Annotated in this window: 24 protein-coding genes and 2 tRNA genes; 12 read left to right on the top strand and 14 right to left on the bottom strand. The window is 58.7% G+C overall.

Translation table 11 applies throughout. From position 1 onward, the window contains the following. Positions 1 to 57 precede the first annotated feature (57 nt). Positions 58 to 1374, top strand: a complete 1317-nt coding sequence (locus ADS46_RS17460) for a M18 family aminopeptidase (RefSeq protein ID WP_066322259.1) — start codon at positions 58 to 60, stop codon at positions 1372 to 1374. Between the two features lie 63 nt (positions 1375 to 1437). Here ADS46_RS17460 and ADS46_RS17455 read toward each other — a convergent pair. The 10 genes from ADS46_RS17455 to ADS46_RS17410 all read right to left on the bottom strand — a co-directional run bounded on the left by ADS46_RS17455 (position 1438) and on the right by ADS46_RS17410 (position 10239). Further along, positions 1438 to 1514: transfer RNA gene (locus ADS46_RS17455), tRNA-Met, on the bottom strand. Between the two features lie 75 nt (positions 1515 to 1589). Continuing rightward, the gene (gene mltF, locus ADS46_RS17450) at positions 1590 to 3020 is read right to left on the bottom strand and encodes a membrane-bound lytic murein transglycosylase MltF (protein ID WP_066322256.1); all 1431 of its coding nucleotides are present in this window, start codon (positions 3018 to 3020) and stop codon (positions 1590 to 1592) included. 106 nt (positions 3021 to 3126) lie between these two features. Continuing rightward, entirely contained in the window at positions 3127 to 4218 is a 1092-nt protein-coding gene (gene ychF, locus ADS46_RS17445; RefSeq protein ID WP_066322251.1) for a redox-regulated ATPase YchF, read from the bottom strand. 83 nt (positions 4219 to 4301) lie between these two features. Beyond that, positions 4302 to 4886: an aminoacyl-tRNA hydrolase gene (pth, locus tag ADS46_RS17440; protein WP_066322249.1), complete on the bottom strand. Its 585-nt coding sequence runs from the start codon at positions 4884 to 4886 to the stop codon at positions 4302 to 4304. A gap of 159 nt (positions 4887 to 5045) precedes the next feature. Beyond that, positions 5046 to 5708, bottom strand: coding sequence for a 50S ribosomal protein L25/general stress protein Ctc (locus ADS46_RS17435; protein WP_066322246.1), 663 nt, complete (start codon positions 5706 to 5708; stop codon positions 5046 to 5048). Positions 5709 to 5804: 96 nt separating this feature from the next. Further along, on the bottom strand, positions 5805 to 6746 hold the full coding sequence (locus ADS46_RS17430) for a ribose-phosphate pyrophosphokinase (protein WP_175474729.1): 942 nt from the start codon (positions 6744 to 6746) through the stop codon (positions 5805 to 5807). 58 nt (positions 6747 to 6804) lie between these two features. Continuing rightward, positions 6805 to 6879 (bottom strand) — tRNA-Gln (locus ADS46_RS17425). A 29-nt stretch (positions 6880 to 6908) separates the two neighbouring features. Then, on the bottom strand, positions 6909 to 7757 hold the full coding sequence (ispE, locus tag ADS46_RS17420) for a 4-(cytidine 5'-diphospho)-2-C-methyl-D-erythritol kinase (protein ID WP_066322244.1): 849 nt from the start codon (positions 7755 to 7757) through the stop codon (positions 6909 to 6911). 10 nt (positions 7758 to 7767) lie between these two features. After that, a complete protein-coding gene (lolB, locus tag ADS46_RS17415) occupies positions 7768 to 8421 on the bottom strand; it encodes a lipoprotein insertase outer membrane protein LolB (protein ID WP_066322241.1) in 654 nt (217 codons plus the stop codon). A gap of 63 nt (positions 8422 to 8484) precedes the next feature. After that, positions 8485 to 10239, bottom strand: a complete 1755-nt coding sequence (locus tag ADS46_RS17410) for a tetratricopeptide repeat protein (RefSeq protein WP_066322240.1) — start codon at positions 10237 to 10239, stop codon at positions 8485 to 8487. A 200-nt stretch (positions 10240 to 10439) separates the two neighbouring features. On the opposite strand from ADS46_RS17410, the gene hemA reads away from it, so the two are divergent. From hemA to ADS46_RS17385, 5 genes are read left to right on the top strand one after another with little or no spacing between them, the layout of a single operon-like run. Next, the gene (gene hemA, locus ADS46_RS17405; protein ID WP_066322238.1) at positions 10440 to 11753 is read left to right on the top strand and encodes a glutamyl-tRNA reductase; all 1314 of its coding nucleotides are present in this window, start codon (positions 10440 to 10442) and stop codon (positions 11751 to 11753) included. Next, positions 11750 to 12838 (top strand): peptide chain release factor 1, encoded by a 1089-nt coding sequence (gene prfA / locus ADS46_RS17400; protein ID WP_066322235.1) that lies wholly within the window; start codon positions 11750 to 11752, stop codon positions 12836 to 12838. The genes hemA and prfA overlap by 4 nt, the downstream gene beginning before the upstream one ends. Further along, positions 12838 to 13689, top strand: coding sequence for a peptide chain release factor N(5)-glutamine methyltransferase (gene prmC, locus ADS46_RS17395; RefSeq protein ID WP_066322233.1), 852 nt, complete (start codon positions 12838 to 12840; stop codon positions 13687 to 13689). The genes prfA and prmC overlap by 1 nt, the downstream gene beginning before the upstream one ends. A gap of 26 nt (positions 13690 to 13715) precedes the next feature. Next, a complete protein-coding gene (gene lrp, locus ADS46_RS17390; RefSeq protein ID WP_066322232.1) occupies positions 13716 to 14216 on the top strand; it encodes a leucine-responsive transcriptional regulator Lrp in 501 nt (166 codons plus the stop codon). Between the two features lie 3 nt (positions 14217 to 14219). Next, the gene (locus ADS46_RS17385) at positions 14220 to 14975 is read left to right on the top strand and encodes a HesA/MoeB/ThiF family protein (protein WP_066322231.1); all 756 of its coding nucleotides are present in this window, start codon (positions 14220 to 14222) and stop codon (positions 14973 to 14975) included. On the opposite strand, the gene ADS46_RS17380 is transcribed toward ADS46_RS17385, so the two are convergent. Then, positions 14972 to 15541 carry a bactofilin family protein gene (locus tag ADS46_RS17380; protein WP_066322227.1) on the bottom strand — a complete coding sequence of 190 codons (570 nt, stop codon included), beginning with the start codon at positions 15539 to 15541 and terminating at the stop codon, positions 14972 to 14974. The genes ADS46_RS17385 and ADS46_RS17380 overlap by 4 nt on opposite strands. A gap of 208 nt (positions 15542 to 15749) precedes the next feature. Between ADS46_RS17380 and ADS46_RS17375 the strand changes: the two genes are divergently transcribed. Further along, positions 15750 to 16331, top strand: a complete 582-nt coding sequence (locus ADS46_RS17375) for a bactofilin family protein (protein WP_066322224.1) — start codon at positions 15750 to 15752, stop codon at positions 16329 to 16331. Between the two features lie 115 nt (positions 16332 to 16446). Here ADS46_RS17375 and ahpF read toward each other — a convergent pair whose 3' ends face one another. Both ahpF and ahpC read right to left on the bottom strand, forming a co-directional pair. Further along, the gene (gene ahpF, locus ADS46_RS17370; RefSeq protein ID WP_066322222.1) at positions 16447 to 18003 is read right to left on the bottom strand and encodes an alkyl hydroperoxide reductase subunit F; all 1557 of its coding nucleotides are present in this window, start codon (positions 18001 to 18003) and stop codon (positions 16447 to 16449) included. A 146-nt stretch (positions 18004 to 18149) separates the two neighbouring features. Beyond that, positions 18150 to 18713 (bottom strand): alkyl hydroperoxide reductase subunit C, encoded by a 564-nt coding sequence (ahpC, locus tag ADS46_RS17365; RefSeq protein ID WP_066322220.1) that lies wholly within the window; start codon positions 18711 to 18713, stop codon positions 18150 to 18152. A gap of 321 nt (positions 18714 to 19034) precedes the next feature. Between ahpC and ADS46_RS17360 the strand changes: the two genes are divergently transcribed. The 4 genes from ADS46_RS17360 to ADS46_RS17345 all read left to right on the top strand — a co-directional run bounded on the left by ADS46_RS17360 (position 19035) and on the right by ADS46_RS17345 (position 23246). Next, on the top strand, positions 19035 to 20138 hold the full coding sequence (locus ADS46_RS17360) for a polyamine ABC transporter substrate-binding protein (RefSeq protein WP_066322218.1): 1104 nt from the start codon (positions 19035 to 19037) through the stop codon (positions 20136 to 20138). 106 nt (positions 20139 to 20244) lie between these two features. Continuing rightward, on the top strand, positions 20245 to 21426 hold the full coding sequence (locus tag ADS46_RS17355; protein WP_066322211.1) for an ABC transporter ATP-binding protein: 1182 nt from the start codon (positions 20245 to 20247) through the stop codon (positions 21424 to 21426). Between the two features lie 75 nt (positions 21427 to 21501). Beyond that, positions 21502 to 22413, top strand: coding sequence for an ABC transporter permease subunit (locus tag ADS46_RS17350; protein ID WP_066322205.1), 912 nt, complete (start codon positions 21502 to 21504; stop codon positions 22411 to 22413). Beyond that, positions 22410 to 23246 carry an ABC transporter permease subunit gene (locus ADS46_RS17345; RefSeq protein ID WP_066322202.1) on the top strand — a complete coding sequence of 279 codons (837 nt, stop codon included), beginning with the start codon at positions 22410 to 22412 and terminating at the stop codon, positions 23244 to 23246. The genes ADS46_RS17350 and ADS46_RS17345 overlap by 4 nt, the downstream gene beginning before the upstream one ends. On the opposite strand, the gene ADS46_RS17340 is transcribed toward ADS46_RS17345, so the two are convergent. Beyond that, positions 23243 to 23452, bottom strand: a complete 210-nt coding sequence (locus ADS46_RS17340) for a CPXCG motif-containing cysteine-rich protein (protein WP_066322201.1) — start codon at positions 23450 to 23452, stop codon at positions 23243 to 23245. The genes ADS46_RS17345 and ADS46_RS17340 overlap by 4 nt on opposite strands. Before the next feature lie 113 nt (positions 23453 to 23565). Here ADS46_RS17340 and ADS46_RS17335 point away from each other — a divergent pair, with 113 nt between their 5' ends. Next, a complete protein-coding gene (locus tag ADS46_RS17335) occupies positions 23566 to 23991 on the top strand; it encodes a DUF3617 domain-containing protein (RefSeq protein ID WP_066322198.1) in 426 nt (141 codons plus the stop codon). The last annotated feature ends 72 nt before the right edge of the window (positions 23992 to 24063 follow it).

Raw genomic sequence — 24063 nt, 5'->3', positions numbered from 1 at the left:
ATTGTAGCAGGTCACCTGCTTTGCTGAGACTCAAACATGTCGGTAATGAGGATTTCCATGTCCGAAATATTCAACGTTGATCGCGTCACGCGGCTATGCGAGTTCTTGCGCCGGTCTCCCACCCCCTGGCACGCCACGCATGCCATGGCGGAGCGTCTGGAGCAGGCGGGCTTCGAGCGCCTGGAAGAGACCGCCAATTGGCAGCTGTCGCCCGGTCAGCGCTACTACGTGACACGCAACGATTCATCATTGATCGCCTTTCAATTGCCCAAAGAGGCGCTTCACAGCATGCGCATGCTGGGCGCTCACACCGATAGCCCCGGGCTGCGTTTAAAGCCCAATGCCACCCAGCATGCCGCCGGCTGGCTTCAGTTAGGGGTGCAGGTGTATGGCGGTGCTCTGCTGGCGCCGTGGTTTGACCGCGACCTGGGAATCGCGGGACGGGTGCATATCCGCCACGCCGATGGGCAACTGGAAAGTGTGCTGCTTAACGTCGATTGGCCGGTGGCGATGATTCCGAGCCTTGCGATTCACCTTGATCGGGACGTCAACGCCGGGCGTAGCATCAATCCTCAGACTCAGATGGCGCCTGTCTTGATGCAAAGCGATACTGAAAGGCTCGAGGATCTGCTGGCGCGCTGGCTGGAAGCCGAGCACGGCCTGCGGGCGGTCGACGTGGTGGATTTTGAACTGGGCTTTTACGACGTTCAACCGCCTTCGCTGGTGGGCGTCAACCAGGAACTGATCGCAAGCGCACGACTGGATAACCTGCTGTCGTGTTTTGTCGGCCTGGAAGCGTTGCTTGACTGCGATGGTCAGCAGGGCGCGCTGCTGGTCGCCAATGACCACGAAGAAGTCGGCAGTGCCAGCGCCTGCGGTGCTCAGGGACCGTTTCTGGGCGATGTGCTGAAGCGTATCAATGACCAAATGGGCAGAGGGAGTGAAAAGGGCAGCGACGAATCACTGATTCAACTGATCCAGTCATCGCTGATGATCTCCTGCGATAACGCCCACGGCCTGCACCCCAACTTTCGCGATAAACACGACGAGCAGCACGGGCCGACACTTAACGGCGGACCGGTCATCAAGATCAACGCCAGCCAGCGCTACGCGACCAACAGCGTGACCGGTGCGCTGTTCCGGGATATTTGTCGCGCGGCGGATGTGCCTGTCCAGTCGTTTGTGACCCGCTCGGACATGGGTTGCGGCAGCACCATCGGCCCGATCACCGCCACCGAAGTCGGCGTACCCACCATTGATGTGGGGCTGCCCCAGTGGGCAATGCACTCGGTACGCGAAACGGCGGGTACCCACGACGTCGAGCACCTTACCCGGGCGCTGGTCGGCTTTTTAAACCGCAAGGTGCTTAATTGAGCGTTCTGTCACCCACAAAAAAGCCCGCTGACAGGATCAGCGGGCTTTTGGGTATTCAGTGGTTGGTGGCTACGCCCTGATTTGAACAGGGGACCCCATCATTATGAGTGATGTGCTCTAACCAGCTGAGCTACGTAGCCATTCAACGGGGGCGAATATTACTCAGCGCGGCTGAGTCCGTCAAGTTTTTGTTGCGCAGCACGCGTGGGTGGCGATTATCTTTCATCGGGGCGCGTCAGGGGTAACCAATCGACCGATGCCCGGATAACATCCTGATAGTTACGGATACGCTGAACATAATGGACCGGCTCATAGCCCCGTGCGTAGCCGTGTTGCGTCTGCGGGTAGTAGCGCTTGTCGGCCTTGAGGGGCAGAACCTCTTTCATATCCGCCCAGGAGTTAGGGTCTTTGCCCAGTTCCCGGGCCAGTTTTTGCGCATCCAGCACATGGCCGCGGCCAATGTTGTAGCTTGCCAGGGCCAGGTAGGTGCGATCCGGCTCGGGCAGGGTGTCGGGAAGGCGCTCATGACGGTCGGCTAGATAGCGGGCGCCACCATTGATGGACGCGGCCGGGTTCAGGCGATTGTCGACGCCAAGGGATTGGGCCGTGTTCTGGGTCAGCATCATGATGCCACGTACACCGGTAGGGGAGACCGCTTGCGGGTCCCAGTGCGACTCCTGGTAGGCCAGCGCGGCGAGCAGGTCGGCTGGCATGCCAGTCTCATCCTGGGCTTCCAGGAAAAGGTCAAGGAAGTCAGGCAGGCGTTCGTCGATGCGACGGTTGAGCGCACGCAGGTCAACGAAGTCGAACTCGCTGATATAGGCATAGTAGCGCTGCTGCACCTCGTCGATGCTTTCCTGGCCTTCGGGGCTTGCCATCCATTGGTTGGCCATGTCGGCCAGGGCCTGTTGGTCGGCGGGCAGATACCAGCCCAGACGGTCGCCGCTGGTGAGGTTGATGGCCACTTCCAGGTGCGGAAAGTGGCGGCGCACCAACTGGACGATATTGGAGTCCGCAACGGTGCAGTCAATGCGCTTTTCGGCCACTTCGGTCAGTAATATCTCAGTGGTGCGCGGGTCTTCCTCGAAGTCGATGCCCGTATGCTGGTTGACCAGGCTCTGCAGCTTTTCGGCGTAGCTGGAATCTGCCGTGACCCGGATATCTATCCCGGCCATTTCCTCTACCTGTCGCGGCATGGGTCGCATGTCCCGGTGACAGACCAGTTGCTCGACGATATCGGTGTGGGTGGGGCCTCGGCGGAAGTCTTCATCCCGGGTGGGCAGGTGCGTCAGCCCAGCGGCGGCGAGCTGCTGCTCATCGCCTTGCAAGGACTGGAGTACTCCTGAGGTGGACTCGGCAAGTGTCCATTCAACCTCCCAATCGTTGGCGTCGGCGAACGCTTCCACAAGGTCGTGCTCGGGGCCCGCGGGATTTCCATGGCGATCAAGGTAATAGGTCGTGGCGCTGTTGCGGGTGACGACGTTAATCGATCCGCCCGGTTCCGGCGGATCGAGCTGTGTGATCGTCGGCTCGCTCTGGCCGCAGCCTGAAAGCATTGCCAGCGGTAGCAGCAAGCTGAAAATTACCCGATTGGATCGGGATGTATGACGGATCGTCCGGTCATCTGGGTAGAGGGGATAAGGCATGAATTAACCCTAGCAGGCTTCAGCGCTGCCAGGAAGGCAGCGCTTAAACGCTGGGTTATCGGTGGTGAGGGTGTACCGCTACCCTTGAGCGGTGACGTGCCGCAGGCTAGACATTGAAACGGAAATGCACCACGTCGCCGTCCTTGACGATGTATTCCTTGCCTTCCAGCCGCCATTTACCCGCGTCTTTGGCCCCTTGCTCGCCGCCCAGTGAGACAAAGTCGTCAAAGGCGATCACTTCGGCGCGAATAAAGCCTTTCTGGAAGTCGGTATGGATGGCGCCAGCGGCTTCCGGTGCGGTAGCCCCTTGTTTGACGGTCCAGGCGCGCACTTCCTTGACACCGGCCGTGAAGTAGGTCTGCAAGCCGAGCAACGCATAGCCAGCGCGAATCACGCGATCCAGGCCGGGTTCTTCCATCCCCATCTCGCTCAAGAACATCTCGCGTTCTTCGTCATCCAGCTCGGCGATTTCGGCTTCGATCTGGTTGCATACCGGCACCACGACAGCGCCTTCTTCCGCAGCGATTTCGTTGACGATATCGAGGTAGGGGTTATTGTCGAACCCGTCTTCATTGACGTTGGCAATGTACATGGTGGGCTTGAGCGTCAAAAAGCCAAAGCTTTTCACCTGAAGCTGTTCTTCTTCGCTCAAGCCAAAGCTGCGCAGCGGCATCCCTTCGGCGAGGTGCGGGTGAATTTTATCCAGTACGGCCTTGGTGGCAATGGCGTCTTTATCGCCGCCTTTGACAACGCGTACCAGGCGCTGGCTGGCTTTTTCGACGGTATCCAGATCGGCAAGCGCCAGTTCAAGGTTGATGGTTTCGATATCAGCGCGCGGGTCGACCTGATTGGAGACATGGATCACGTTGTCGTTATCGAAACAGCGCACCACGTGGGCGATAGCCTGCGTTTCGCGGATATTGGCCAGAAACTTGTTGCCTAGCCCTTCACCTTTTGAAGCACCTGCCACCAGGCCGGCAATATCGACAAACTCCATGGTGGTCGGCAGCACTTTCTGCGGTTTGACGATCTCGGCCAACGCATTGAGGCGCGGGTCGGGCATGGGAACGATCCCGACGTTGGGCTCGATGGTGCAGAAGGGGAAGTTTTCTGCATCAATACCGGACTTGGTGAGCGCATTGAAGAGTGTTGACTTGCCGACGTTGGGCAGGCCGACGATGCCGCAGTTAAAACCCATAAAGTGTTCCTGAAATAAAATGGTAGGCGAGAAATCAAAGGCCATTCTACGAGATCAGCCCGCTGCCAGCTACGGGGGCAGCGCTACAGCTTGAGGCTGTGCAACTGGTTCATGGCTTTGGCCCAGTCACCGGCCAGTGCCATGGGTAATGTCGCCTGGCATTCTTCGATCGCGCGTTCAATTGCCGCTTGTTCATCCTTGCCTGCGCGGCCCAGTACATAGTTGGTCACCTGGCGTGCGTCGCCCGGGTGGCCGACGCCAATCCGTACGCGGTGAAACTGCTTCTGGTTGCCGAGTGCGCTGGCGATATCGCGCAGCCCATTATGGCCGCCGTGGCCGCCACCGGTTTTATAACGCGCCTGACCTGCAGGCAGGTCGAGTTCGTCGTGGGCCACCAGCAGATTTTCCGGGGCAAGCTTGAAAAACTGGGTCAATGCCGCGACGGCAGCGCCGCTGCGATTCATGAAGGTGGCGGGCTTGAGGAGATGCACGTCCTGGTCGCCGATGCGTACCTTGGCATAGTGCCCAAGGAACTTCTTTTCCGGGCGCAATTCGCCATGCACGCTGCTGGCAATGGCATCGACCAGCCAAAAGCCGGCGTTATGGCGCGTTGCCGCATACTCCGGCCCAGGGTTGCCGAGTCCAATGATGGCCGTTACCTGGCTCATTTTCCACCTCCAAAAAATTTCCGGGAGAAATTTTTGACGCCGCGCCAGCGGCGGCCCGAGGGCGTCTGCCACGCATGGCAGGGCGCAAAAAAAATCAAGCGCCGAAGCGCTTGATCTTAACATTACGAAGGCCGTGCAGGCACGGCCAACGCTGACAGCTTACTCGGCGCTGTTGTCTTCTTCGCCGTCACTGCCGCTTTCGCTTTCACCACCTTCATCTTCGTCGTCTTCAGTCGCACGAACCTTCATCTTGGTGATGCTAAGAATCGCGTTGTCGTGATCTTCACCGTGAGACAGGTCAACTGAAGTGACGCCTGCCGGCAGGATCAGGTCTGACAGGTGCAGCGTGGTGCCGACCTCGGCATTGCTGATGTCAATTTCCAGGTAGTCAGGAAGATCTTTCGGCAAGCAGCTGATCGCCACTTCGTTGGCGAGAACGTGCAGTTCGCCGTCCTGGTCCTTGATGCCCACACACGCTTCTTCGCCAGTCACGTGCAGCGGCACGTTCATGGTGATTTCGTGGGTAGCGTCAACACGCAGGAAGTCGGCATGGGTCAGCAGCGGCTTGTAGGGGTGACGCTGAAGGTCACGTACCACCACCTGTTCTTCCTTGCCTTCAATCACGAGCGTGATGACCGAGGAGAAGAACGACTCGTCTTCAATCGCCTTGTAAAAAGCGGTTTTTTCGACGGCGATCGACTGTGCATCTTTGTTACCGCCGTAAACAACGGCCGGTACTTGTTCGTTCGCACGACGCAGGCGGCGGCTCGCACCTTTCCCCAGGTCGTTACGAACACTGGCTTTCAAGCTAAAATCAGACATGGAATTGCCTCTTGGTTTTGAGTAAGGAAACGCCGCCGTCCGCGACCAGACGACGACGTTCCCAGGAGCCCGTAAGCGGGCTGTGATGTCAGGCGATTAGTGGAACATCGCGCTGACAGATTCTTCGTTGCTGACGCGGCGGATGGCTTCCGCGATCAGGCCAGCTACGCTCAACTGACGAATTTTACCGCTCCGTCGCGCTGCGTCGGAAAGCGGGATGGTGTCGGTCACCACGACTTCGTCAAGTTCTGAGTTGGTGATATTGTCGACGGCAGGGCCGGATAATATCGGGTGCGTGGCGTAGGCGACGACGCGCTTGGCACCGTGATCTTTCAGTGCTTCACCGGCTTTGCACAGCGTACCGGCGGTGTCGATCATGTCGTCGACGACCACGCAGGTACGGCCTTCGATTTCACCGATGATGTGCATCACCTGGGCTTGGTTAGCCTGGGGGCGGCGCTTGTCGATGATGGCCAGGTCGGCATTGAGCTGTTTGGCGATGGCGCGGGCACGCACAACGCCGCCGACATCGGGGGATACCACCACCAGGTCGCTGTAGTTCTGGCGCTCGATGTCGTCGAGCAGGATCGGCGACCCGTAGACGTTATCCACCGGCACGTCGAAGAAACCCTGGATCTGGTCGGCGTGCAGGTCCATGGTCATGACGCGGTCAACCCCGGCCTTGACCATGATGTCGGCGACCACTTTGGCCGAGATGGGCACCCGTGCCGAACGCACCCGGCGGTCCTGGCGGGCATAGCCAAAGTAGGGCAGTACCGCCGTGATGCGCGTGGCTGAGGCGCGCCGCAGGGCGTCGACCATCAGGATCAGCTCCATCAGGTTGTCGTTAGTCGGCGCACAGGTGGACTGCAGGATGAAGACATCCTTACCGCGCACGTTCTCATTGATCTCGACCGCGATTTCACCGTCGCTGAATTGACCCACCGTGGCGTTACCCATACGGCTGTCCAAGCTCTCGGCAATTTTTTGAGCGAGTTCGGGATTGGCGTTCCCGGCGAAAACCATCAGTTTTGACACGCGCAGCCACCTTTGCAGTGTTGGGGTTCAGGGAGGAAAACGCTGGTCAGCGTTAGGCTGGCTGGGGTACCAGGATTCGAACCTGGGAATGCCGCTACCAAAAAGCGGTGCCTTACCACTTGGCGATACCCCAATAATAACCTAATGCGATGACCGGGCGATTCAGCAGCCCAAAGCATCATGTAGAGGAGAGGTGTTGAGTCCGCGAGCTACCCAGGCGGATCCGTGATGGCCCGCTGCTTCGGCAACTGCGTGTGCCGTCTGCGCATCTTCGAATGCTGCAAACACACAGGCGCCCGTGCCGGTTAACCGGCTTGGTGCATGCTGTGATAGCCAGTCTAGCGCTTGTGCAATGGCTGGATAGTGCTGTTTGACCACCGCTTCACAGTCATTGCGCCACTCCGACGCTCCCCCCTGCAGTGCGCGCGCCATAGTAATGGGGCGGCTGTCGCGTGTCAATTGCGGGTCCTGGAATACCGCCTGTGTCGAGACGCTGACACCGGGGTGAATGATCACAAACCAGGGGGTGTCGAGAGTCACCGGCGTGAGCTGCTCACCGACGCCCTCGGCCCAGGCGGTGTGGCCATGAACAAAGACAGGGACGTCAGCGCCCAGTCGAAGCCCAAGGGCGGCGAGTTCGTCAAGCGAGAACCCAAGCCGCCAGAGGGCGTTGAGGCCAACCAGCGTCGTGGCCGCATCGGAACTGCCGCCACCCACTCCGCCGCCCATGGGCAAGGTTTTGTCCAGGGCTAGCGTGGCGCCCAGATGGGTGCCGCTCGCCTGCTGCAGCAGCTTGGCAGCTCTTGCGATCAGGTTGTCGTCGTCGGCAACGCCTGGCACGCGGTTAGCCAGCTGAATCACGCCGTCATCGCGGGAAGTGAGTGTCAGCTGGTCGCATAGATCAATAATCTGAAACAGCGTTTGCAGACGATGGTAGCCGTCTTCACGGCGACCGGTAATATGCAGAAGCCGATTCAGCTTGGCGGGCGCAGGCAGCGTCAGGGTTGTCATAATTCTTGGCTTACTGGCCCTCTTCGCCTGTGGAGCGCCATTCGTTGACGACCAGGGTGATGCGGATGTCGTCGTAGTTCATCACCAGGCGGCGCGGTAGCCACATGCCTTCAAATTGCTCCCAGTCGCGATAATCGATTTCCCAGCCATCCTGGGTCAAATGACTGGGAAAGCCGAATTCGTCGGTTTCCATCTGGTAGTTGTCATCGTCGCCGGGCAGGCCGCGTACCCAGTCGGGCATGGCGCTGACGGGCAGCGCCCAGCCGAGCTGTTCTTCCATGAGTGCTTCGGGGGTTTCGGCCTCGAAGCGGCCTTCGCTGTTGGACAAGGAAAAGCGCCCTTCGCGTCCTTCCAGCACGTTACGCCCACCGCCAAAAGGGCCGCTGATCAGCATGCGGAAATAGTAGGGGTGCTGGTTCCAGTCGAGGTTGGCGCTGGTGTTTTCTTCAGGGGTGCGCAACCCGGCCTTGCCCACCAGCGTCCAGCTGTCAAAGTCGTTTACCCGGTCTTCCTGGGCGTCCCAGTCGCCGACTTGACGGCCGCTTTCATCCTGGGGGGCTTGAGTGGCGCACCCGGCGAGCAATAAGGCCGCCGCGCCGGCCACAAGCCATGATGCCCGGCGCAAGGGATGGGGCGTTATATAAGTGGAAGCAATAGTGGGCATGTCGGACTCCTTGTCAGTTCATCGGTCAGCGGCTGTTGCGCACGAGTAAGCGCCGGTGACGTCTTAGGGGTGGTTTGCTGGGTCGAGTTCGGGATAGCGCTGTAGTAATCCATCAATCATCGGGTGGTCCTGGGTGCGCTGCCGCACGTCACGGATGATTTGGCGCGCTTCGTCGCTGCGCCCCAGGGCATGCAGCACCTCGGCAAGGTGGGCGGCAATTTCCTGGTCCGGCATGCGAGCATAGGCTTTTTCGAGCCAGGGGAGGGCTTTCTCGGCATCGCCCAGGCGGTAATATACCCAGCCAAGGCTGTCGAGCACCGCGGGGTTGTCACTGTCGAGCGCATAGGCGCGCTCGATCAGTTCGCGGGCTTCTTCCAGACGGCCGGGAAGGTCGAGGTCCGCCAGGGTATACCCCAGCGCATTGAGCGCCACGGCATTGTCGGGTTCGATGCGTAACACATGGCGCAGGTCTTCCTCCATTTGTTCAACATCGCCCATCTCCCAGGCGCGCATCGCGCGGAAATAAAGCAGGTCAGTATCGTCTGGCGTGCGTGTCAATTCACGGGTAAGAAGGGCGTTGGCATCATCGGTAAGGCCCAGATCGTCGAGTAGCTGTACTTCCAGCTTGACCAGTTCGCTGAAGTAGTCGTCGTGACGCATGCGCTCGACACGCAAAAAGGCGCGTGCGTCGATGAGCCGGTCGTCATCGATGAGCATTTGCGCCGCCGTGGCGCGAGCGGGCAGAAATTCCTCGCCGCTGTCGACCTGCCGGTAGTAAAGCAGGGCGTTGTCGGTGTCGCCTTTCGACTGGGCAATCACGCCCAGTAGATAGTAGGCCAGGTTGGGCGTATCGTCCCGGCCCATCAGCGGCTGTAGAAGGCGCTGTGCGGGGTCGGGATGGCCCTCATCCAGATAGAGCTGGGCAAGGGCGACCCGTAAGGCATCGCTGCCTGAGTGTCGATCGAGCAGGGCGTCAGTCTGCTGTTGGGCAGCATCGAGATTATCGAGTCGAATCTCGGCCTGCGCCAGCAGCAATAAAAAGCGCACATCATCGGGATTGTCCTGCAGGCCTCGCCGAGCCGCCTGGCGGGCCTTGCCGGGATTGCCGGTTTCAAGCGCCAGTTGACCTTCTATCAGCAGCAGGGAGGGGCGTTCGCTCAGGCCTGAGGCCTGGTCGAGGTAGTCACGAGCTTGTTCAGTGCGCCCGAGCGCCGCTTCCCAGAGCGCCGCTGCCAGCAGGGCATCGGCTTGTTGTGCCGGGTCGCTGGACGGGGCCTGATTCAAATGCTCGACAAGGCGGCTTAGCAGTCGATTGAGTGGGCCCTGTTCGGCGATGGCGGTTTCGGCAAAGCCGGTGAGTTCGCCATCCTGATTCGCCTCACTCAAGGCCAGGCGGCGCTCCAGGCTTTCCATCCAATCGCCCTGCTGCTGCGAAAGCGCGGCGAGAAGTCGATTGGGGGTGTCGGCCTGCGGGTTCAGGTTTTTCCAGCTCTGCGCCGCTTCTTCGATCAGGCTTTCGTCGTTGCTGAAACGGGCCGCAAAAGTGGCGCGCTCGGCCAGCGCTTCGGCCCCGTAGCGTCTGGCGGCTTCTAGGTAGCCCTGGCTGGCCCGCTTGAAGTCGCCGCGTTGCCCGGCAAACTCGGCTTGCAGCAGCGTGCTTAAACCAGCAGCGTCCAGCCCCTGCGTAACCGGCGGGGCGTTATCCATGGGATCGGCAGTTAATGAAAGCCGCTGGTCGTTGGCATTGGGCGACAGCTGGCAGCCACTCACGGATAGCGTGATGGCGGCCAGGGAAAACAGTAGCAGACGTAGTGGCATGCGGATCTCAATCAGTTGGCCGAGTGCCCAGCATAGCGGCTTGCCTGCCTGCGGCAAAGTGGTGTGCGCCAGATCATTCTGTGCTGTGATAAGATAGTACCTTTATCGTGCGGCGTTTAGCCCTCATATCTCTGCCCAGACTTGCCTGAGCAAGCCCAAATTGACGTGAAGACCGACACACTAGCGAAGACGCCTAACCCATGACGCTCCTTGCCCTGGGAATTAATCATCGCACCGCCAGCATCGCCGTGCGCGAACAGGTTGCCTTTACACCGGCGCAGCTCAATCATGCGCTGATGGAACTGCGTGCGCTACCGCAAATCAGCGAAGCGGCGGTACTGTCCACCTGTAACCGGACAGAACTGTATTGCGTGACTGACGCGGCGGGCGAGAAAGTCGTCCTTGACTGGCTGAGCCGCTTTCATCGGTTACAGGTCGATGAACTGACCCACTGTGCCTACCACTACCTGGATAACGAGGCGGTTCGCCACCTGATGCGCGTTGCCGTGGGGCTCGATTCCATGGTGCTTGGCGAGCCGCAGATTCTTGGTCAGCTCAAGGAAGCCTATCAGCAGGCCCGTGAAGCCCAAGGCTTGGGCAGCGAGCTGGAACGATTATTCCAGCATACGTTTGCCGTGGCCAAACAGGTGCGCACGGAAACCGGTATTGGCAAGAACCCGGTGTCAATCGCTTACGCTGCCGTCAGCATGGCCAGCCGGATTTTTGACGATTTTGGCCGCTCAAAAGCGCTGTTGATCGGGGCAGGTGAGACCATCGAGCTGGTCGCCCGGCACCTCCATGAAGCCGGGGTGCGAAAGCTGACGGTGGCCAACCGGACCCGTGAGCGCGCCGAGAAGGTATCAGCGCCCCTCGGCGGCACGGCGATCACCCTGCCGGAGATCCCGGCCGCGCTGGAGGAAGCGGATATCGTTATTTCCTCAACGGCGGCGCCGCTACCGATTCTCGGCAAGGGCATGGTCGAGCGCGCCCTTAAAAAACGGCGTCATCGCCCGGTGTTCATGGTCGATATTGCCGTACCTCGGGATATCGAGCCCGAAGTGGGGGATCTCGCCGATGTCTTCCTGTATACCGTCGATGACCTTGAAGAAGTCATTCAGGAAAACCGTCGGCATCGTCAGGTGGCCGCTGATCAGGCGGAGTCACTGATTGAGCATGGCGTTAGTGGCTGGCAGCATGAGCGTCGCATTCGCCACGGTGGCGAGCTTATTCGCGGTTATCGCCGCCACGGGGAGTCGCTGAGGGATGCCGCCCGAGATCAGGCCCTGGAGCGTCTGGCGCGTGGCGAGGACCCGACAAAGGTTGTCGAGCGTCTGGCCCACCAGTTGGCCAACCGGCTGATGCACCAGCCGACACAGACGCTGCGCGATGCGGCGTCTCAGGAAGATCACGCGCTATTGGAAGCGGCGCCGCGTCTGTTAATGCCGCCCAAGCCTGCCTTTGAGAAACCCTCGACATCGACGGCCAATCGCCAGAAGGATGATACGCCCGCATGAAAGAAACACTGCGCCAACGTTTAGATAGCTTTACCGACCGATTCGAAGAGCTGTCGATGCTGTTGTCTGACCCCGAGGTGATCCAGGATCAGCAGCGTTTTCGCGATTACTCCCGCGAATATGCCGAACTTGACGAACTGGTGGGGGCTTGGCAGCGCTATCGCCGTATCGAAAACGATATTGACGCAGCGCAGCAGCTCAGCCAGGACAGCGACCCCGAGATACGCGAACTCGCTGAGATGGAGATCGACGACGGGCGTGAGCAGCTGGACGCGTTAGATGCTGAGCTCAAGCGACTGCTGGTGCCCAAGGACCCTGATGATGGCCGTGGCGTCTACCTGGAAGTCCGCGCGGGGACGGGCGGCGATGAAGCCTCATTGTTTGCCGGCGACCTGTTTCGCATGTATTCCCGGTATGCCGAAAAACGCGGTTGGCGGGTGGAAGTGGTGAGCGCCAGCCACGGCGAACAGGGCGGGTATAAAGAAATTATTTCCCGGGTCAAGGGCGATGGCGTCTACGCCCGGCTGAAGTTTGAGTCGGGTGCCCACCGCGTCCAGCGCGTCCCCGCCACCGAATCCCAGGGGCGGATCCACACCTCGGCGTGCACCGTGGCCGTGATGCCTGAAGTCGACGATGTCGGCGATGTCGATATCAACGCCGGTGACTTGCGTGTCGATACCTTCCGCTCCAGCGGCGCGGGCGGCCAGCACGTCAATACCACCGACTCGGCGATTCGCATTACCCACTTGCCTACAGGGGTGGTCGTTGAGTGCCAGGAAGAGCGCAGCCAGCATAAAAACCGGGCCAAGGCGATGTCGCTGCTGGCGGCTAAGTTGAAGCAAAGCGCCCAGGACGCACAGCGCCAGGACCAGGCCGATACCCGTCGCTCGCTGGTGGGCTCGGGCGATCGCAGTGAGCGCATCCGCACCTATAACTTTCCCCAGGGGCGGATTACCGATCATCGCATCAACCTGACACTGTACAAGTTGACCGAAGTGGTGAGCGGCGAGCAGCTCGACGATGTGATCGACCCGCTGGTGCAAGAGTATCAGGCGGAGCAGTTATCTGCCTTGCAGGGTGCCTGATGACCCTGGATGCGTTGCTACGAAAGGCAACGGAGCGGCTGGCGAAGGCAGGCTCACCCAGTGCGCGGCTGGATGCCGAGGTATTGCTTGGGCATGCCATCGAGCGTGACCGCACCTGGCTGTATACCTGGGGCGATAAAGGCTGTTCAAAATGGCAACAGGCGCGGTTCGATGCGCTTGTAGCTGCCCGCGCCCAGGGCTACCCCGTGGCCTACCTGACCGGTGAGCGTGAATTCTGGGGCCTGCGCCTCATGACGTCGCCGGATACGCTGATTCCCAGGCCCGATACCGAAACGCTGGTGGCGTTGGCGTTACGCCGCGCGGCGCAACCTCAGGGCCGCTTGCTGGATATCGGCACAGGAACGGGGGCGATTGCTCTGGCGTTTGCCAGCGAACGGCCCGGTTGGCAGGTGACCGGCGTGGACCTGCTCCCCGCCGCCGTCGCGCTGGCGCAAACAAATGCCACACAGCTGGGCCTTGGCAATGCCCGTTTCCAGCAAAGTGACTGGTTCAGTGCCTTAGCTGCCCCGCCTGAGGGGGCGGCTTTCGACGTGATTGTCGCCAATCCGCCGTATATAGCGGCGGATGATCCGCATTTAAAACGGGGAGACGTGCGTTTTGAGCCAGCGTCTGCCCTGGTGGCCGACGCCGATGGCTTGGCAGATCTGCTGTACCTTATCGTCACGGCGAGGGCTTACCTGGCCGATTCGGGGTGGCTGATGCTTGAACATGGCCATGGTCAAGCTGCCGAACTTCGCGAGGCCATGCGGGTAGCGGGCTATCAAAACGTTGAAACGGTTCGCGACCTGGGAGGCCATGAACGCGTTACGCTAGGTTTTTTTAACGACTGACTGATTCTTCAGCAATGGATCCTGCCATGAAAGCAAAAAACAAAACGCTGGACCGTATCGATCTAAAAATTCTGCGCTGTCTGCAGGAAAACGCGCGAATTTCGTATGTGGATCTGGCCACCGAGGTGGGGCTTTCGACCACCCCCTGTCTGGAGCGGGTAAAGCGTCTTGAAAAGGCCGGCATCATTCGTGGCTATCAAGCGATTCTCGATCCTCAGGCGCTCAAGGCGAATCTACTGGTGTTTGTCGAGATCAGCCTTGAAACCCAGTCGCCCGCCGTTTTCGATGAATTTCGACGCGCAGTGAAAAAGCTGCCGCAGATTCAGGAATGCCACCTGGTCTCAGGGCAGTTTGATTACATTTTAAAATGCCGTATTCCCGAAATGTCGGCGTATCGCCAACTGCTTGGTGATGTCGTCCTGACCCTGCCAGGCGTCAAGGAGTCGAAGAGTTACGTGGTCATGGAGGAGGTGAAAGAAAGCTTCAGCCTGCATGTACCTGAGTTTGAGGATTTCGAGGAAAAGTAGCCCATGATGGATGATCCCGCGCTGCTGCGCTATAGCCGTCAGATCATGTTGCCAGAGGTGGATATCGACGGTCAGGAGCGGCTGATCGGTAGCCATGCGCTGATTATCGGGGCCGGTGGGTTAGGGTCGCCGGCGGCGCTGTATCTGGCGGCGGCGGGGGTCGGGCATATCACCCTGGTTGATGCGGATAGCGTTGAGCTTTCCAATCTGCAGCGTCAAATTGCCCACCAGCAGGCGAGTATCGGTCATAACAAGGCCGATTCGGCCAAGGCCAGTATGCAGGCGCTCAACCCTGAGTGCCGGGTCAGTACGGTCGTGGAGCACGCCCAGGGTGAACTGCTCGAGCGGTTGGTCGCCACCGCCGATGTGGTGCTTGACTGCACGGATCGCTTTTCCAGCCGTTATGCCATCAATGCCGCCTCACAAAAAGCCAGGGTGCCGCTGGTATCCGGGGCTGCGATTCGTTTTTCAGGGCAACTGGCGGTATTTGATCCGCGTCAGCCCGATGCGCCCTGTTACGCCTGTTTGTACCCACCCGATGGGCAAGGCGACGATGCGTTGAGCTGTGCAGAAAGCGGCGTGATGGCCCCCCTGGTCGGCGTGATCGGCTGTTTCCAGGCCGTCGAAGCGTTCAAGCTGCTCAGTGGTGCTGGCAAGGCCCACCAGGGGCTATCGCTTTTCGAGGCGCTAAGCGGCCACTGGCGGCACTTTAACGTCCCCAGGGATCCTGCCTGCCCGGTGTGCGCGCCTGCCCGTTAAGGGGTGTCGGTTTCTTCTTTTGTGGCGGTGCCGTCAGTCGGAAGGCTGGCTTTCTGCGAGTCCTCCTGTGGCGTTGACGTCTCGTGCTTCCCCTTGCTGTTGACGCCCTTTGACGGTGGCGCTGAAAAGACGCTGGTGAAAATGTCGTTATCCGGATTCATGTCGATGCTGCCATGAAAGACGCTGCCGTCCTCCAGTACCAGGCAGGGAGTGGTAAGGGTGCCGGTCACGTACGCCCCGTCATGCACCGTTATCTTATGCAGGGCAACCAGGTTGCCGTCCACGCTACCCGAAACACGCAAGGTATGCGCGTAGGCGTCGCCACTGAGGCTGCCATTTTTGCCCAGTGTCACGGTGTGCTGTTTGCAGGTCACGACGCCAGTGATCTGGCCTTCGATGGTAATGTCTTCGTCGCTATTGATATCGCCATGAACCTGCGTATTACTGCCGATCACCGAGGTGCTTTGCCGTGATGTGGTGGGCAGATTGAGGGTCTCCTCCGGCATTGCCTGTTGCGTGTCCGTCGTGCTGTGTGGCGCAGTGGGTGGTTTGGTTTTACTGAACATGCGATATACCTGTTGGGGTTGAGAGCGGTTGCCATGGCGGCAATAGCAACATGATGGCTGTGTTTCATGCGATATTGTTAATTTACGCTGAACATTGTTAAGTCAAAGCGCAAAGATACCGCGCAACTCGCCTTGTATTCTTGACGTTAGCTTATCAGCTTGGGTCTATAACATTGACGCTGAATGAAAAGCAGGGGCATCGTATCTCATGGGTATTGAAACATGGCTGATTTTGCTTGGCGTTGCGGTAATGACGTTGATTATTGTGGATGGTAGGCGTAAAAAACTGAAAAAACGGGCAGCGAAAATGGATGACGCCTCAAGGGTAAGCGCTCGAACCGACGACGCAGCAGCCGTTGATAGTGCGCTGACCCTGCCTGCTTTGTCTGATGCCCTCGCGCCCTCTGACGAGCCGCCCCGTCGCGACGGTTGTGTATCGCTTGAGGCCCCCGGCAGAGAGGGAAGTTATCTGGGGGTGGCGACGCAGATAGCGGGTAACATCATTGCCAATGAAAGCGTGTCGATTAAAGGGCGCGTCGTGGGGTCTGTGATTGCCAGGCATCAACTGATTCAACTGGGCGCCAGCAGTGTGGTCAGCGCTGACCTGGAAGGAGGTCATGTCTGTATCGATGGCCACCTGGACGGCGACGTCCATGCCAGTGAGAGATTGACCCTGATGCCGAGTGCCAAGGTGCGTGGTGCGATGTCAACGAACCGCTTTGAATGTCATTCCGGTGCAAATCTCACAGGTACCGTCGCAGACTGTCAGCCCACGGGCAGGCGAGCATAAAAAAGCCCGCTAGGCAGCGGGCACGACGTCAATATACTCAACGTCAAAGGGAACCTATCCACCCATGTCGTTAGCGACTACCCGTGGATCGGTCAGGGGACTTTGAGGCGGGGGCCTAGAGACGGATCAGGTAGTCAAAGGCGCCCAGTGATGCCTTGGCGCCTTCGCCCATGGCAATAACGATCTGCTTGTAAGGCACGGTGGTGACGTCCCCGGCGGCAAAAACACCCGGCACCGATGTCATGCCGTGCGCATCGACGATGATTTCACCACGTGGGCTCATCTCGACGGGCGAGTCCTTAAGCCACTCGGTGTTGGGCACCAGGCCAATCTGCACAAAAATGCCTTCCAGCGTGACGTGCTTGATTTCGTCGTTGGTGCGGTCCTTGTAGGTCAAGCCATTCACGCGGCTACCGTCGCCGGTCACTTCGGTGGTCTGGGCGTTGAGGATGATATCCACGTTGGGCAGGCTCTTGAGCTTTTTCTGCAGGACGGCGTCGGCGCGCATTTCGCCCATGAACTCGATCAGCGTCACGTGCCCGACAATGCCTGCCAGGTCAATCGCGGCCTCTACGCCGGAATTACCACCGCCAATCACGGCGACATGCTTGCCCTTGAACAATGGACCGTCGCAGTGCGGGCAGTACGCCACGCCTTTGTTACGGTAGGTCTGCTCGCCAGGCACGTTCATTTCACGCCAGCGCGCGCCGGTGGCCAATACCAGCGTCTTGCTTTTAAGCGTGGCGCCGGACGCCAATGTCACTTCATGCAGACCACCTTGCGTATCGGCCGCTTTTAGCGAAGTGGCGCGCTGCAGGTTCATCACGTCCACTTCGTAATCCTTGACGTGTTCTTCGAGCGCGCTGACCAGCTTGGGCCCTTCGGTGTGCGATACCGAGATGAAGTTTTCAATGCCCATGGTGTCGGCCACCTGACCGCCGAAGCGTTCGGCCGCGATGCCGGTATGGATGCCTTTGCGCGCCGAGTAAATGGCGGCCGCGGCGCCGGCCGGCCCACCGCCAATCACCAGGGTGTCAAAGGCCGCTTTTTCGCTGAGTTTTTTCGCCTCGCGTTCGGCGGCCCCGGTATCCACCTTGGCAAGAATTTGCTCAAGGGTCATGCGACCTTGATCAAATGGCTTGCCATTGAGGTAGATGCTGGGCACCGACATGATCTCGCGGTCTTCCACCTCGTCCTGGAACAGAGCGCCGTCGATGGCAACGTGGCGAATATTGGGGTTGAAAATCGCCATCAGGTTGAGTGCCTGGACAACATCGGGGCAGTTCTGGCAAGACAGCGAATAGTAGGTTTCAAAGACCATTTCCTGATCGAGCGCGCGGATCTGGTCGAGGACATCGTCACTGGTCTTGGGCGGGTGTCCGCCAACCTGCAGCAGGGCCAGGACGAGGGAGGTGAACTCGTGGCCCATGGGGATGCCCGCAAACACGACGCCAGTGTCTTCGCCGGGCCGGGTAATGGCGAAAGACGGTGTGCGCGGATTGTTGCCTTCCGTCGACAGGGTGATCTTGTCGCTCAAGCCGCTAATGTCTTGTAGCAGGTTGAGTAATTCCTTTGATTTATCACCGTCATCCAGCGAGGCGACAAGCTCAAGCGGATGCGTTACTTTTTCCAAATACGCTTTTAGCTGATCTTTTAAATTGGCGTCGAGCATGATCGAAACAACCTCTTGGCTTGCAAAGGTATATGACGGTAACTGGGTCGTCGTTCCAGGGGTATCAGACGACGGCACCCGGGTGATGCCCGGGTGCCTGTCGAAAACTAACGCGTTGTGGCGTAGTGATGACTTAGTTAATAGCGTTAGATCTTGCCGACCAGATCCAGCGATGGTGCGAGGGTCTCTTCGCCTTCTTTCCACTTGGCAGGGCAGACTTCGTTGGGGTTGGCGCGCACGTACTGTGCGGCTTTCACCTTGCGCAGCAGCTCTTCGGCGTTGCGGCCAATGTTGCCCGCATTGATTTCAACGATCTGGATCTTGCCGTCGGGGTCGATAACAAAGGTGCCGCGCTCGGCGAGGCCCGCGTCTTCAATCAGAACTTCAAAGTTGCGTGAAATACGCAGCGTTGGGTCGGCAATCATGGGGAACTGCAGCTTGCCGATGGTCTCGGAGCTGTCGTGCCATGCCTTGTGGGTAAAGTGCGTATCGGTCGAGACGCTGTAAATTTCGACACCCAGTTTCTTGAACTCTTCATAGTTGTCTGCCAGATCGCCAAGCTCGGTTGGGCAAACAAAGGTAAAGTCGGCTGGATAGAAGAAGAAGATGCTCCACTGACCTTGTAGATCGGCGTCAGAAACGTCAACGAATTCTCCGTTCAAGTAAGCGGTTGCGTTGAACGGTTTAACTTCAGAATTGATCAAAGACATCTATAACATCTCCATCAGCAGCGAATGACAGTAAAAAAATCTTGATGCTTAGACTAAGGGCTAAGTCATAGCTGATGAAATTGGAAAAAAACATCGAACAGATAGGAAGAGACTATTGATAAAGCTCGCATACATGCACGCTGAGTATTGCGCTACGCTGGGGTAGACACTGGCTGCCTGTGGACATAATACTTTTTTTTGCATTGTCTTGCGGTAGCGGGCTCCGCGCCGCAAAATTCGCACGGCCAGTCGCTCAGTGGCGAACGGGCAAGGTTAAAACCTTACTTGAGTTTATCGTTGGTTTCACTAAGGAGCAGGGTAATGGGGAACATCCACAAACTTTCCAGGGCCGTTGCGGCCATTTCACTTGCCGCAACGGCAACCACTGTTAATGCCGATGAAGTCCGGGTATACAACTGGTCCGACTATATTGCACCCGACACATTGGAAAAGTTCACGGAACGCACTGGCATCGACGTTACCTACGACGTATTTGACAGCAATGAAATACTCGATGCGGCATTGCTTTCGGGCCGGTCCGGCTACGATGTGGTGGTGCCGTCCACCTACTACCTCACGCGGCAGATGAAAGCCGGTGTGTATCAACCCCTGGATCACGACAAGATTCCCAATTTAAAGCACTTGAATCCGGCGCTGATGGAGAACCTGGAAGCGGTCGATCCGGGTAGCGAGTACTCGGTGCCGTATATGTGGGGAACCAATGGTATTGGTTACAACGTTGATCGCGTCGAAGAAATTCTAGGCGAAGACGCCCCGGTCGACAGTTGGGCCTTGCTGTTTGACCCTGAAATCACCGGACAACTCAGCGAGGCCGGTTGCGGGCTGTCGATGCTGGATTCCGGTGATGAAATGCTGTCGCCCGCGATGGTTTATCTGGGCCTGGACCCGACGAATGAAAGCCGCGAAGACCTTGAAGCAGCAGGTGAGTTACTCGCCAAAGTGCGTGATGACATTACCTACTTCCACTCGTCTCGCTATGTGTCGGACCTGGCCAACGGCGACATCTGTGTGGCGGCCGGTTACTCAGGTGATATTTTCCAGGCGGCCGACCGGGCTGAAGAAGCCGGGCGTGACTTCGAAATTGCCTACAGCATCCCCAAAGAGGGCGCGGCTCTGTGGTTTGACATGATGGCGATTCCCGCCGATGCGCCCAATCCCGATAACGCCCATGCCTTCATCAACTTTATTCTTGATCCGCAAATCGCCGCCGAAATAACCGAGTACGTGCGTTATGCCAACCCCAACGCTGCAGCGGATGAATACCTTTCAGATGAGATTCTCAACGATCCCGCCATCTACCCTGATACTGACGTGATGGATAACCTCTACGTGCAGGTTGAAAAGCCTCAGGACATCCAGCGCGCTCGCACTCGTATCTGGAACCGCGTAAAATCCGGCCGCTAAGATACGTTCATCCGACGGCGAGCCCAGGCATCTACAGGATTGGCCTGGGCTCGCTGTTCGTTTTTTGAATGCCCGCTGTCTGCGGGCCTTTTGATGGGAGTGGCGAATGGTGACTACGCCGCTATCGAACGACGCGTCATCCAATCTTCCTGCCAATGCCGCTGCAATGCGCGCCCTGGGCAAAGCCCCACGGTTCGCGGACGACATCGTGCTGGAGGTGAAGCGGTTAAGTAAACGCTTTGATGACGCCTTGGCGGTAGATGACGTCAATCTGCAGGTAAAGCGCGGTGAGATTTTTGCCTTGCTGGGTGGCTCTGGCTCCGGCAAGTCAACGCTGCTACGCATGTTGGCGGGGTTTGAAACGCCCACCGAGGGACGTATCTTGTTGGGCGGCGACGATATTACCGCCATGCCGCCGCACAAGCGGCCCATCAACATGATGTTTCAATCCTATGCGCTGTTTCCGCACTTGACCGTGGCCCAGAACATCGCCTTTGGGCTAAAGCAGGACAAACTGCCCAAGGCGGATATCGAGGCGCGGGTCGCGCATATGCTCAAGCTGGTGCACATGGAGCGTTTTGCCAAGCGCAAGCCACACCAGCTTTCCGGCGGCCAGCGCCAGCGCGTGGCACTTGCCCGCTCGCTGGCCAAACGCCCCAAGCTGTTGCTGCTTGATGAGCCGATGGGGGCGCTGGACAAGAAACTGCGTACCGAAATGCAGTTGGAAGTGGTCGAGATCATCGAGCAGGTCGGGGTGACCTGCATCATGGTCACCCACGATCAGGAAGAAGCCATGACCATGGCCGACCGCGTGGCGATCATGGCCGACGGCTGGATCGAGCAGGTAGGCTCGCCGATCGATGTCTACGAAAGCCCGGTCAGCCGCATGGTGGCCGAATTTGTCGGCACGGTGAATCTGTTTGAAGGTGAAATCGTCGAAGACGCCGCCGACCACTGTAAAATCGTCTCGCCGCTGCTCGAACGGCCGATCTATATCGACCACGGCATAACCACCCAGGCCGTGGACCGGCGGGTGTGGGCCGCGCTTCGGCCCGAGAAAATCTGGCTGACCCGCGAATGCCCATCCACTGCCTGTAACTGGAGCGCAGGCAAGGTGGAAGATATCGCCTATCTGGGTGGCTTTTCGCTTTATTACGTGCGCACCCCCAGTGGTCAGCTCATCAAGGTCAGCATGGCCAATACCGAGCGTCGCGGTGACCGGCCCACCTGGGAAGACCAGGTGTATGTGTACTGGGAAGATCATAGCGCCATGGTGCTGAACCGTTAACATGCGCACCTTACTCGTCTATGGAAAGTGCCTTGAAAAGTGCCTTTTGCGGTGGATGCTCAGGAGACCGTCTGAATGATGCCTGCTCGATTTTCCGCCACGCTGAAACGCCTTCAACTGGGGCGGCGTGCGGTTATTGCGTTGCCACTTGTGTGGCTGACGCTATTCTTTCTGCTGCCCTTTGCGCTTGTGCTGAAAATCAGTTTCTCGGAGGCGGCCATCGCGGTGCCGCCCTACGGGCCCTTGGTCGAGGTCGTCGACCAAACCCTGAATATTGCCCTCAACCTAGGCAACTACCTGTTTCTGGCATCGGATTCGCTGTATGCGGCGGCGTATTGGGGGTCGCTGAAAACCGCCTTCATCTCGACCCTGGCCTGCCTGTTGATCGGTTATCCCATGGCCTACGCCATGGCGCGAGCGAGTGCGCGCTGGCAGATGATTTTGTTGCTGCTGGTGATGCTGCCATCCTGGACGTCGTTTCTGATCCGGATCTATGCCTGGATGGGCATCCTCGGCAACAGTGGCTTACTGAATAATCTGCTGATAGGCATAGGGCTGATCGACGCTCCCCTGCGGATGATGAATACCCAGTTCGCGGTGATTATCGGGATTGTCTACGCCTACCTGCCGTTCATGGTGCTGCCGCTTTACGCCCATCTGACCCGGCTGGACAATGCGCTGCTCGAGGCAGCGTCGGACCTCGGCTCACGCAAGCTGAACACCTTCATCAAGGTGACACTACCGCTGTCCATGGGGGGGATCATTGCCGGTTCGATGCTGGTGTTCATTCCCGCCGTCGGTGAGTTTGTGATCCCTGAACTGCTGGGCGGGCCGGATACCTTGATGATCGGCAAGGTGCTCTGGGAAGAGTTCTTCAACAACCGTGACTGGCCCGTGGCCTCGGCGCTTGCCATGGTCATGTTGCTGCTGTTGTTGATCCCGATCGTCTGGTTCCACCGTCATCAGTCACGGGGGTTGAACGAATGAGCCTTGCCAAGCCTCGTCTCCGCTTTAGCAGCGTCATGCTGGTCCTTGGGCTGCTCTTCCTGTATGTACCGATGCTGGTGCTGGTGGTGTACTCGTTCAACGCCTCCCAACTGGTGACCGTTTGGGCGGGGTTTTCTACCCAATGGTACGGGGAGCTGTTTCGCGATGAGCAAATCCTTTCAGCCATATGGATGAGCCTGCGCATTGCCTTTTTCTCCGCCAGCATGGCGGTATGCCTGGGGACTGTCGCGGCGTTTGTGATGACCCGCTATGGGCAATTTCGCGGCAAAACGGCGCTTTCCACCATGATCACCGCCCCCCTGGTAATGCCGGAGGTGATCACCGGACTGTCGCTATTGCTGCTGTTCGTGCAAATGGCCCAGATCACCGGCTGGCCCGCCGACCGGGGGATGGCGACCATCTGGATTGCGCATACCACCTTCTGCAGTGCTTACGTGGCCGTGGTGGTGGCAGCTCGCCTGCGTGAGATTGATCGGTCCATCGAGGAGGCCGCGATGGACCTGGGGTCGCCACCGATGAAAACCTTTTTCTGCGTGACGCTGCCGGTGATCGCACCAGCGCTGGTGGCCGGTTGGCTGTTGGCCTTTACGCTGTCGCTGGACGACCTGGTGATTGCCAGCTTTGTATCGGGGCCTGGGGCCAATACGCTGCCAATGGTGGTGTTTTCGTCGGTGCGAATGGGGGTATCACCCAAGATCAATGCGCTGGCAACGCTGATCATTTTAGCGGTATCGCTGGCAACGCTGCTGGCGTGGTATATCATGCGGCGCAACGAGGCCAAGCGTCAGCAGGTGTTGAAAGCGTCAGGTTAGAGCACATCGTCATCGCTGCCCAGACTGACGCTTTCCAGCTCGCCGGTGACCAGCGATACCTCGATAGCCAGTTGGATAGGCGCACAGCACTGGTGGCAATCCTCCCAGGTAACATGACTGCCCTGTGAAGGATCAATCAATAGTGTTAACAAGGTATCGCAGTAGGGGCAGTAGGCGTCATACTCTACTAAGGTATCTTCTTGCATGGTGCGATCCTTTTGACAGTGGCACTTTAGTGTAGCAGCCGTGTCACCGAGAGGCATTGCCGCATGCAATCAGTCAGGCTAAACGCCGTTTTATAACGCAATGGAGAGCAGCGATGAAGTTACGACAGCTGGCCGTAGTGGCCCTGGTGGCCTTGCCGGTAGCCGCATGGGCGGAAACACCCAACATAACGCCCGGGTCATGGGAATTTGTCAGTACCACCACCGTGAGCGGCGACATGCCAATTCCTGACCAGACCGACACCGAACAGCAGTGCATCACCCAGGAAGACCTGGAAGATGCCGATCTGGGCTTTATCGAGGAAGAAGAAGGCTGCGAACTGCTCGATCAGGACACCAGTGCCGACGGCCTTTCCTACAGCATGGTTTGCCGGGCTGACGGCGGCGAAGCCAACATTGATGGGGATATGCAGTTCATGGGTGAGCGCATCGAAGGCTCCGTTGATATCATGACGCAGTCGCCCATGGGCGAGCTGAACATGCAGACCCAGATTGAGGGCCAGCGCCTGGGCGATTGTTAAGCTTAGCTTGGCGGGTAATGCATAAGAGGGCGCACCACCAGGTGCGCCCTTTTTGCTGATTGGCAACAGAAA

Origin of the sequence: Halomonas sp. G11 (assembly GCF_001663515.1) — a bacterium.
Classification (GTDB): domain Bacteria; phylum Pseudomonadota; class Gammaproteobacteria; order Pseudomonadales; family Halomonadaceae; genus Vreelandella.
The sequence above is the reverse complement of the archived record's forward strand: the minus strand, read 5'-3'. Positions and strand labels throughout refer to the sequence as shown.

Bases quoted from the DNA above. Each gene is read 5' to 3' on its own strand.
- ADS46_RS17375 (WP_066322224.1), top strand. From the start codon at position 15,750: ATGGGTATTGAAACATGGCTGATTTTGCTTGGCGTTGCGGTAATGACG.
- ADS46_RS17435 (WP_066322246.1), bottom strand. From the start codon at position 5,708: ATGTCTGATTTTAGCTTGAAAGCCAGTGTTCGTAACGACCTGGGGAAA.
- ADS46_RS17460 (WP_066322259.1), top strand. From the start codon at position 58: ATGTCCGAAATATTCAACGTTGATCGCGTCACGCGGCTATGCGAGTTC.
- mltF (WP_066322256.1), bottom strand. From the start codon at position 3,020: ATGCCTTATCCCCTCTACCCAGATGACCGGACGATCCGTCATACATCC.
- ADS46_RS17385 (WP_066322231.1), top strand. From the start codon at position 14,220: ATGATGGATGATCCCGCGCTGCTGCGCTATAGCCGTCAGATCATGTTG.
- ahpF (WP_066322222.1), bottom strand. From the start codon at position 18,003: ATGCTCGACGCCAATTTAAAAGATCAGCTAAAAGCGTATTTGGAAAAA.
- ahpC (WP_066322220.1), bottom strand. From the start codon at position 18,713: ATGTCTTTGATCAATTCTGAAGTTAAACCGTTCAACGCAACCGCTTAC.
- ychF (WP_066322251.1), bottom strand. From the start codon at position 4,218: ATGGGTTTTAACTGCGGCATCGTCGGCCTGCCCAACGTCGGCAAGTCA.
- ADS46_RS17355 (WP_066322211.1), top strand. From the start codon at position 20,245: ATGGTGACTACGCCGCTATCGAACGACGCGTCATCCAATCTTCCTGCC.
- ADS46_RS17410 (WP_066322240.1), bottom strand. From the start codon at position 10,239: ATGCCACTACGTCTGCTACTGTTTTCCCTGGCCGCCATCACGCTATCC.
- ADS46_RS17340 (WP_066322201.1), bottom strand. From the start codon at position 23,452: ATGCAAGAAGATACCTTAGTAGAGTATGACGCCTACTGCCCCTACTGC.
- pth (WP_066322249.1), bottom strand. From the start codon at position 4,886: ATGAGCCAGGTAACGGCCATCATTGGACTCGGCAACCCTGGGCCGGAG.
- lrp (WP_066322232.1), top strand. From the start codon at position 13,716: ATGAAAGCAAAAAACAAAACGCTGGACCGTATCGATCTAAAAATTCTG.
- prfA (WP_066322235.1), top strand. From the start codon at position 11,750: ATGAAAGAAACACTGCGCCAACGTTTAGATAGCTTTACCGACCGATTC.
- ADS46_RS17360 (WP_066322218.1), top strand. From the start codon at position 19,035: ATGGGGAACATCCACAAACTTTCCAGGGCCGTTGCGGCCATTTCACTT.
- lolB (WP_066322241.1), bottom strand. From the start codon at position 8,421: ATGCCCACTATTGCTTCCACTTATATAACGCCCCATCCCTTGCGCCGG.
- hemA (WP_066322238.1), top strand. From the start codon at position 10,440: ATGACGCTCCTTGCCCTGGGAATTAATCATCGCACCGCCAGCATCGCC.
- ADS46_RS17335 (WP_066322198.1), top strand. From the start codon at position 23,566: ATGAAGTTACGACAGCTGGCCGTAGTGGCCCTGGTGGCCTTGCCGGTA.
- ADS46_RS17380 (WP_066322227.1), bottom strand. From the start codon at position 15,541: ATGTTCAGTAAAACCAAACCACCCACTGCGCCACACAGCACGACGGAC.
- ADS46_RS17350 (WP_066322205.1), top strand. From the start codon at position 21,502: ATGATGCCTGCTCGATTTTCCGCCACGCTGAAACGCCTTCAACTGGGG.
- prmC (WP_066322233.1), top strand. From the start codon at position 12,838: ATGACCCTGGATGCGTTGCTACGAAAGGCAACGGAGCGGCTGGCGAAG.
- ADS46_RS17345 (WP_066322202.1), top strand. From the start codon at position 22,410: ATGAGCCTTGCCAAGCCTCGTCTCCGCTTTAGCAGCGTCATGCTGGTC.
- ispE (WP_066322244.1), bottom strand. From the start codon at position 7,757: ATGACAACCCTGACGCTGCCTGCGCCCGCCAAGCTGAATCGGCTTCTG.